Source organism: Arthrobacter psychrolactophilus (genome assembly GCF_003219795.1).
Taxonomy (GTDB): domain Bacteria; phylum Actinomycetota; class Actinomycetes; order Actinomycetales; family Micrococcaceae; genus Specibacter; species Specibacter psychrolactophilus.
Genome location: NZ_QJVC01000015.1, coordinates 72591 through 81806 on the forward strand (window position 1 = coordinate 72591; position 9216 = coordinate 81806).

3 protein-coding genes and 1 rRNA gene are annotated in these 9216 nt (G+C 60.4%); 3 read left to right on the top strand and 1 reads right to left on the bottom strand.

The window, feature by feature from the left end:
* Positions 1-19: 19 nt before the first annotated feature.
* Positions 20-2635 (bottom strand): alpha-glucan family phosphorylase, encoded by a 2616-nt coding sequence (gene glgP, locus CVS30_RS13320; protein WP_181419803.1) that lies wholly within the window; start codon positions 2633-2635, stop codon positions 20-22.
* A gap of 174 nt (positions 2636-2809) precedes the next feature.
* Here glgP and CVS30_RS13325 point away from each other — a divergent pair, with 174 nt between their 5' ends.
* From CVS30_RS13325 to CVS30_RS13335, 3 genes are all read left to right on the top strand, one after another.
* Complete coding sequence (locus tag CVS30_RS13325; protein WP_110485826.1) at positions 2810-4906, top strand: alpha-1,4-glucan--maltose-1-phosphate maltosyltransferase; 2097 nt, start codon at positions 2810-2812, stop codon at positions 4904-4906.
* Positions 4907-4959: 53 nt separating this feature from the next.
* On the top strand, positions 4960-8613 hold the full coding sequence (glgB, locus tag CVS30_RS13330; protein WP_110485820.1) for a 1,4-alpha-glucan branching protein GlgB: 3654 nt from the start codon (positions 4960-4962) through the stop codon (positions 8611-8613).
* 450 nt (positions 8614-9063) lie between these two features.
* Positions 9064-9216: ribosomal RNA gene (locus CVS30_RS13335) — 16S ribosomal RNA — on the top strand; the annotation flags it as partial.

Consider the following 9216-nt stretch of genomic DNA (forward strand, 5'->3'; position numbering starts at 1 on the left):
ACCGCGACATTCTCTGGAGCTAGGCTGTCCTGATCAACCCCAGTTCCGCCGGATTGGCGAGCGCACCGTGGGTGGGGAGAATCTGGACGCTATATCCAAAGTCGCCGGAACGGTCGATGAGCAGGTCCGCGGAGAACTGGTAGCGTCCCATGCCGTGGTCCTGCACCGTCTCCAGACGCTGTGAGCGGGTCTGGGCCAGATCATCCGCATCATCGACCGTCCCGTACACCACGCTGACGTGAACATCGTTCGGATCCAGCTGGCCGAGATTGACGTGGGCCCGCACCTGCAGCGACTCACCAATTTGTGGCTCGTCGCCCAAGCCGTGGGAGTCCACATGTTCCACGTGAACCTCGGACCAGGCCGGACGCACCCGTTCCGTCCAGGCCGCCAGCTCCTTCGTGACGGCGTAGTTGTTGGCGCGCGCTAAGCGTCCGGCAACGGCTGCCGGCTGGTACAAACGCTGCACGTATTCGGCCACCATGCGATCAGCCGAGACGGCCGGGCCCAGGTTGGCGAGCGTGTGCTTGATCATCGAAATCCAGCGTGCGGGCAGCGCACCCTGGTGTGGCTGGGATGCGCCGGCGGCTCCGGCAGCCGAGGCCACCACCTCACCGTAGAAGCGCGGGGCAACCTGTGTCTCCAACAGTTCGTACAGCGCAGCAGCCTCGATGTCGTCGCGTTCCGTTTCCCCGGCCCCGGTATTGGCCGTCGGGATCGCCCAGCCGTTCTCGCCGTCGTACATTTCATCCCACCAACCATCCATGACGGAGAGATTCAGCGAGCCGTTGATGGCGGCCTTCATACCCGAGGTGCCACAGGCTTCGAGCGGCCGGAGCGGATTGTTGAGCCACACATCGCAGCCCGGGAAGAGCGTGCGGGCCATAGCGATGTCGTAATTGGGCAGGAAGATGATCCGGTGGCGCACCTCGGGATCGTCAGTGAACTGCACCAAATCCTGAATCATCTTCTTGCCGGCGTCGTCCGCGGGGTGCGACTTGCCAGCGATGATGATCTGGATTGGGTGCTCGGGATGCAGCAGCAGCGCCTTGAGCCGGGCGGGATCGCGCAGCATGAGGGTCAGACGCTTGTAGGTGGGGACGCGGCGGGCAAAACCAATCGTCAAAACGTCCGGATCCAGCGCCGAATCGGTCCAGGCCAGCTGGGCATCCGCGGCACCGCGCTTTTTCCATGAGGACCGTAGACGCGCGCGGGCATCGTCGACGAGGGCGGAACGCAGCCGTCGGCGCAGCGCCCACACCTCTTCATCACTGACGTCATACACCTTGGACCAATCGGGCCCATCCAGGACCTCGGCGCCAAAGCGTTCCTTGGCCAGCGCCGCGAGCTGCGGGTCAACCCAGGTGGGCACGTGGACGCCGTTCGTGACGGAGATGATCGGCACGTCTTGCTGCTCGAAGCCCGGCCACAGTCCGGAGAACATGCCGCGCGAGACCACGCCGTGGAGCTTGGCGACCCCGTTGGCGCGCTGAGCTAGGCGCAGGCCCATGACGGCCATGTTGAAGACCGCGGGATCGCCGCCGTCGTAATTTTCCGCGCCAAGGGCCAGGATCTCGGAGACGGGGACCCCGGGAGCCAACGCGCCGGCAAAGAAGTGCTCGATCATGCTGCGCGGGAAGCGGTCGATGCCGGCCGGAACAGGGGTGTGGGTGGTGAAGACCGTCGACGCGCGGCCGGCAGCAAGTGCCTCACCCCAGCTCAGCGGCTGCTCGGTGATGGCCGGATCCATGAGCTCGCGCACGCGTTCAATGCCGAGGAATCCGGCGTGCCCTTCGTTGGTGTGGAAGACCTCCGGGGCGGCAGTTCCCGTCAGCCGCGCGTAGGTGCGCAGCGCCTTGACCCCGCCCATGCCCAACAGCAATTCCTGCGTCAGGCGGTGATCGCCGCCGCCACCGTAGAGCCGGTCGGTCACGCCGCGGGCCGCATCGTCGTTCGCGGCCACGTTGGAATCCAGGAGCAGCAAGGGCACCCGGCCCACATCGGCTCGCCAAATGTGCGCATGCAACACCCGGTTATTCGGCAGGGGCAGCGTGACCAGCGCGGGCGTGCCGTCCTCCTCGCGCAGCAGGGTCAGCGGCAGGGAATCTGGGTCCAGCAGCGGGTAACTTTCCTGCTGCCACGCATCCCGTGAGAGCGATTGCTTGAAGTAACCTGCCTGATAGAGAAGCCCGACGCCGATGAGCGGCACCCCGAGGTCGGAGGCAGACTTGAGGTGGTCACCGGCGAGAATGCCGAGGCCGCCGGAATACTGGGGGAGGACCTCGGTGATGCCAAATTCGGGGGAGAAGTACGCAATGCAGGCGGGTGCCTCTGCGCCCAGCGACTGGTACCAGCGTGGTTCGCACAGGTACGTGTCGAGGCTGCTTTCGGCTGCAGCCACGCGGGACACCACGTCCGGATCCTGAGCAAGCGCCTGCAACTGTTCGCGGGACAGGGCAGCGAGCATGGCGAGGGGGTTGCGGCGGGATTTTTCCCAGAGCTGCGGATTGAGCGATTCAAACAAGGTGCGGGTGGGCAGATGCCAGGACCACCGGAGATTGGTGGCCAACTTGGTCAGGGCAGAGATCTGCGCAGGGACGACGGTGCGGACGGTGAATCTGCGAATTGCCTTCATGCCGGTCACACTAACCCAAGAGCTGGGACAGGAGTAGAGGCATGTGACTTATTGCGGTTTCATGACGTAGCAGAAGGGGCGAAAGGCGAAAAGTTGTCGCCGTGTGACGTCCAAACGCGCCGATGTGGCGCTCGACCTTAGCAATCCGGGCAAGGAGTCGCTAACGTCGTGCATGTGACTACTCTTAAGCCTTCGCGTAAAACGCCAACCGCAGCGTCGTCCTTGCGCTCAGCAGCCACTACACCCTCGGATCCGCAGGAGGGTCTGCGCTTTGGCCGCATCCCGATCACGAACGTGCAGCCGGTCGTAGAAAATGGTGCATTCCCGGCTAAGGGTATTCGCGGCGCCGACGTGCGGGTCAGTGCCGTGATCTTCCGTGAGGGCCACGATGCTTTGGGTGCCACAGCCATTCTTTTTGCCCCGGACCAGAGTGAAATTCAGCGTACTCGTCTCGCTCCGGTCCCTAAGGGCAGCGATTCCTGGGAAGGCGTGTTGACCCCGTCCTCCGAGGGTAACTGGAGCTTCGCCGTAGAAGGCTGGACCGATCTCTACGGCACCTGGGCGCACAACGCGCAGGTAAAAATCAACGCCAACGTTGACGTGGACGTCATGCTGGCCGAGGGTGCGCTGCTTTTGGGCACCGCAGCCAAAAACGCCAAGGCCACGCACCCGGAGGCAGCAAAGGCCTTCACCTCGGCCGCCGATCGCCTCGCCGACGCGTCACTGAACACCATTGACCGCCTAGCCGCCGGTACAAGCTCGGCCGTACGTGCCGCCGTCGGACTTTTCCCGCTGCGAGATCAGGTGACCCGGAGCCGTACTTACCCGCTGCTGGTGGAACGTGATGCTGCCGGTCGCGGTGCCTGGTATGAATTTTTCCCGCGTTCTGAGGGTGCCTCGCGCAGTGCCGAGACTGGCGAGTGGACCAGCGGTAATTTCCGTACGGCCGCTCATCGGCTGCCGGCCGTGGCCGAGATGGGCTTTGACGTGGTGTATCTGCCGCCGATCCATCCCATCGGCTCGATCAACCGAAAAGGTCCCAACAATTCACTGACCACTGTTCCCGGCGATCCCGGTTCGCCGTGGGCCATCGGCTCGGCCGCCGGTGGGCATGACGCGATTCACCCTGAGCTGGGCTCCTTCGAGGATTTCGATGCCTTTGTTGCGGCCGCGAATGAGCTAAACCTTGAGATTGCGCTGGATCTGGCCCTGCAGTGCGCCCCGGATCACCCCTGGGCCACGGCACATCCGGAATGGTTCACCACACGCGTGGACGGCACCATCGCTTATGCGGAAAACCCTCCGAAGAAGTACCAGGACATCTATCCCCTGAACTTTGACAACGATCCGGCCGGGCTCAGCACCGAAATTCTGCGTGTTGTCCGCCTGTGGATCGATCACGGGGTGCGCATCTTCCGCGTTGATAACCCGCACACCAAGCCGGTCTGGTTCTGGGAGTGGCTTATCGGCACCATTAACGCCGAACGCCCCGACATCGTCTTCTTGGCCGAGGCCTTCACCCGCCCGGCCATGATGGCAGCTCTGGGCCGCGCCGGTTTCCAGCAGTCCTACAGCTACTTCACGTGGCGCAACACCAAGGAAGAGCTCGAGGAGTACCTCGTGCATGTCAGTCGGGAATCGGCCGGCTATTTCCGCCCCAACTTCTTTGTTAACACCCCGGACATCCTCACCGAGTACCTGCAGTACGGTGGCCCCGCGGCGTTTAAGATTCGCGCCATCCTCGCCGCCATGGGTAGCCCGCTCTGGGGTATGTACGCTGGCTTCGAACTCTTCGAGCACGTGGCCCGCCCCGGCTCGGAAGAGAACATCGACAACGAAAAGTATGAATTCAAGGACCGTGACTTTGCCGCTGCGGAGGCGCAGGGTAAGTCGTTGGCACCGTTCGTGACGCTACTGAACAAGATCCGCCGCGCGCACCCCGCACTGGGGGACCTGCAGAATCTGAGCCTGCATGCAGCCTCCGACGACGCGACCCTGGTCTTCAGCAAGCACAAGAATGTTCCCGCCACGGAGGATGCCCCGGCCTACAAGGACACCGTCATCGTGGTCATCAACGTCGATCCGCACAGCATGCGTGAAGGCGAAGTGACTCTTGACCTTGACGCTCTGGCGCTCGACGGGCTCTCCTCAGATGGCACCTTTATTGTGGACGATCTCGTCACCGGGGCAAGCTGGAACTGGGGCAAGAAGAATTACTTCCGGCTGGACGCGCATCTGGAACCCGCCCACATTTTGCATATTCGGCGCTGAGCCATGGGCCCAGATGTCGCGGTACTCAGAGCAGGATCGGTGCGCCAACGCTCATGAGTGATGCCCTCCTCACCCTCATCGCAGAGTGGTTGCCGCAGCAGCGCTGGTATCCCCGCAAGGGCGACGCCGGCCACGGTGCGCGACTCACGATTGCCGAACGACACGAGCTGCCCTCGCCCGATCCCGCGGTGACGCTGCTGGTGTTGTTGTTGCGTGTGGATTTCCCCTCCCTCACCTCTCCTCCGTACGACGTCGGACAGCGGCTGACGCTGCACGTTCCCCTCAGTTTTCACCGAGATAGCACGGCCGTGCCAAGTAATTCTGAGGCCTCGGCTGGCGCTGTTGGCACAGGTGGGGTGTTGGGAACCCTTGAGGAGTTCGACGGTTGGCCCGACGGCCGAGTGCACGATGGCTTGGCGGATCTGGTGTTCCTGCGGGCTTGGCTTTCCATGGCGCTGGGTGTTCCTCAGGGCGCAGCCGACGAGGTGCAGATCTGGCGGAACCCGGAGCTTGTTGGTGGTGCCGAGGATACGCTCTCCGATATTCGCGCCCTGGGTGCTGAGCAGTCCAATACCTCGATTGTTTTTCGGTATGAGGATCGCCCGCTGATTGCCAAGTTCTTCCGCATCTTACAAAGTGGGGCGCATCCCGAGGTTGAGATTGGGCGTGCCCTGGCTACCGTTTCCGGCAAGGGCAAGTTTTCGCAGGTGCCAACGCTCCAAGTCGTTGCACAACAAGGCAGCTCCGGGGCTGTGCTCTGCGTGATTCACAATTTCATCGAGGGAGCACAGGACGGCTGGGAACGTGCCCTGGCCACTGCTGGGGTCAGCGAAGACTTCACGGCACATGCCGAGCTCATCGGCGGAGCCCTGGCGCAGGTCCATGCCAATCTGCGCGAGAGCATGGGAGCCCATTGGGCCGAGAAAGCCGAAACCCAGGCCTTCGTTGAGGTGATGGCCGCACGACTCGAGCATGCCTGGGACGTCGCACGCCCCGCCGTCGGACCGTACGATCAAAAGTTCGAAAGCATTGTGCAACGGCTGCGGCATATTGACCGTCTGCCACAATTTCAACGCATTCACGGCGATCTGCATCTGGGGCAGCTGGTATTGCGGGAGTCTGCTCCCACACCAGAGTGGTTCATCCTAGATTTCGAGGGCGAGCCGCTGCGCTCACTCTATGAACGCGGCCAGGCTGACATCGTCATTCGGGACTTAGCCGGCATGTTGCGCTCCTTTGACTATGCAGGTGCTCAAGCGGCCGGCACGGGAGCCATCACACGCAACGAAGGAGCCGAATGGGCCAGGAAAAGCAGCGACGCTTTTATTCTTGGTTACGAAAATGGCTCCGGCGAGAGAACATCGCGTAATAGTCCGCTTTTCATGGCATTGTGGCTGGATAAAGCGCTGTACGAGGTGGTTTACGAATTACAAAATCGGCCTACATGGACTTGGGTTCCGGTAAAAGCCGTCCGAGATTTGTTTGAATCAATGGAAAGTGGTGTGGACATGGGACTAAATGAAATGGCCCCTCTGGCAGTCAATGCGGGCGTCTTGGCACGAATTTCCGAAGGCAGTTATTACGCGCCGCACTCTGTGCTCGGGGCGCATTTGGATAGTGATGGCAAGGTAACTGTGCGTGCGCTGCGGCATTTGGCCGAGTCGGTGCAGTTAGTCACCGCACAAGGCGTTATTCCCATGACGCATGAGTACGGCGGCATCTGGGTTGCAGTTATTCCGGCACAGGAAGCAGACCATGTGCCGGACTACCGTTTGGACGTCAGGTACGCAGATGGGGTGCACCGCACGGACGATCCCTATCGGTACCTGCCCACTGTCGGCGAACTGGACATGCACCTCATTGCTGAAGGTCGACACGAGACGTTGTGGACCGTTTTGGGTGCCCATGTTCGTCATTACCACTCCGAATTAGGCGATGTTTCGGGCGTCAGCTTTACCGTGTGGGCCCCTGCCGTTCAGGCCGTGCGAGTCATTGGCGAGTTCAATGATTGGGATGGCCGCTCGAACGCCATGCGCAGCCTCGGCAATAGCGGCTTGTGGGAACTTTTCATCCCCGGCGTCTCCGCGGGGGCTCGCTACAAGTTTGAAATCCTCACGGAAAGCGGAAGCTGGCTGGAAAAGGCCGATCCCATGGCCTATGGCACCGAGGTGCCGCCGCTGACGGCATCACGCGTTGTCGACTCGTCGTATTCCTTCAAGGACGATGACTGGATGGCCAAGCGCGCCACGATCGATCCGCACAATTCACCCATGAGTGTTTATGAGGTGCATCTAGGTTCCTGGCGACCGGGGCTGAGCTATGAAGAGCTGGCCACGGAACTCGTCGAGTATGTGCGGGATCTAGGGTTCACCCATGTTGAGCTCATGCCAGTCTCGGAACACCCCTTCGGTGGTTCATGGGGTTACCAGGTCACGTCCTACTATGCTCCGACGTCGCGCTTTGGCCACCCGGACCAGTTCCGTTTCCTCGTCGATTCGCTGCACCAGGCTGGCATCGGCGTCATCATGGACTGGGTACCCGCGCACTTCCCCAAGGATGAATGGGCATTAGCCCAGTTCAACGGTGGGGCGCAGTACGAGCACGCCAATCCACAGCTGGGGGAGCATCCCGACTGGGGAACCTTGATCTTTGACTTTGGCCGCAACGAGGTACGGAACTTCCTCGTCGCCAACGCCCTGTACTGGATCGAAGAATTCCATATCGATGGGCTACGCGTTGATGCCGTCGCGTCCATGTTGTACCTGGACTACTCGCGCGAGGACGGGGCTTGGAGCCCCAACCGCTTTGGCGGACGAGAAAACCTGGAGGCCATCAGTTTCCTGCAGGAAATGAATGCCACCGTCTACCGCCGCAACCCAGGCGTCGTCACGATCGCAGAAGAATCCACGGCGTTCCCCGGAGTCACCGCGCCAACCAGCGAGGGCGGATTGGGCTTCGGCATCAAATGGAATATGGGATGGATGCATGACTCTCTGACGTATATGTCTGAGGATCCTGTTAATAGGGGCTGGCACCACAACCAGATCACCTTCTCCTTGGCTTACGCATTCACGGAGAACTTCCTGTTGCCCATCAGCCACGACGAAGTCGTTCACGGAAAGGGCTCTCTCCTGCGCAAGATGCCCGGTGATCGCTGGCAGCAGTTGGCGAATCTGCGCGCCTACCTCGCCTTCCAGTGGGCTCATCCGGGCAAGCAGTTGATCTTTATGGGTACCGAATTTGGTCAGGAAGCCGAATGGAGCGAAGCTCACGGCCTTGATTGGTGGTTGGCGGAGAACCCCGGGCACAGCGCAATTCAGAAACTTGTGAAGGATCTGAACCACAACTACACCTCTATTACTGCGTTGTCTGAACTGGACAATACATCTGAGGGCTTCACCTGGCTCAACGGTGGCGACACCGCGAACAACGTTGTCTCCTTCGTCCGCTGGGACAAGGCCGGCAAGCCGCTGGTGTGCATCGTCAACTTTGCCGGCGTTGCCTACGAGGGTTACCGCATTGGTATCCCTGCAGCCGGCGTGTGGAGTGAGGCACTGAATACTGATCTAGCCATTTACGGCGGATCTGGTGTCAGTAATACCGGCACCTTGACGGCGGAACCGCTTCCCTGGGATGGGCAAGAGAACTCGTTGAGATTGCGAGTCCCTCCGCTGGGCGCACTGTATCTCACTCTGGCCGACTCCTGACGGAAGCTCGCCTTACCAGCACCTGCTTGCCATTTGGATTCCCGGCGAGCAGGTGCTAGAGTTAGTACTCCGCTGAACGAACAGTTCTGATCCGGATAAGACCAAAACTAATTACCTTGAAATAGGTTTTTGTGCTTTGTTTCAAATGAAAGTTTGAATTTAGTCGAAATCAAGGATTTGACTTATTAGAATTCAGTCGGGTAAGCTTGTAAAGTTGCCCCGGCACTGATCGTCAAGGTTTGTTTCTTGGTGTATGGCTGGGTGTGGTTGTTGTTTGAGAACTCAATAGTGTGCCAAGTTTTATTGATACCAATTTATTTATATTGAATTGGTTATTTGGTTGATTCGCTGCCGCCCCTGTGGTGGTGGATTGATCGTTTAGCTGGTTTCGAATTTAGTGCATGCAGCTAACACCTTTTTCCGGTGTGGTTGTGTGTGTCTGTTTAGTTATTAACGGAGAGTTTGATCCTGGCTCAGGATGAACGCTGGCGGCGTGCTTAACACATGCAAGTCGAACGATGAACCTCGCTTGCGGGGGGATTAGTGGCGAACGGGTGAGTAACACGTGAGTAACCTGCCCTTAACTCTGGGATAAGCCTTGGA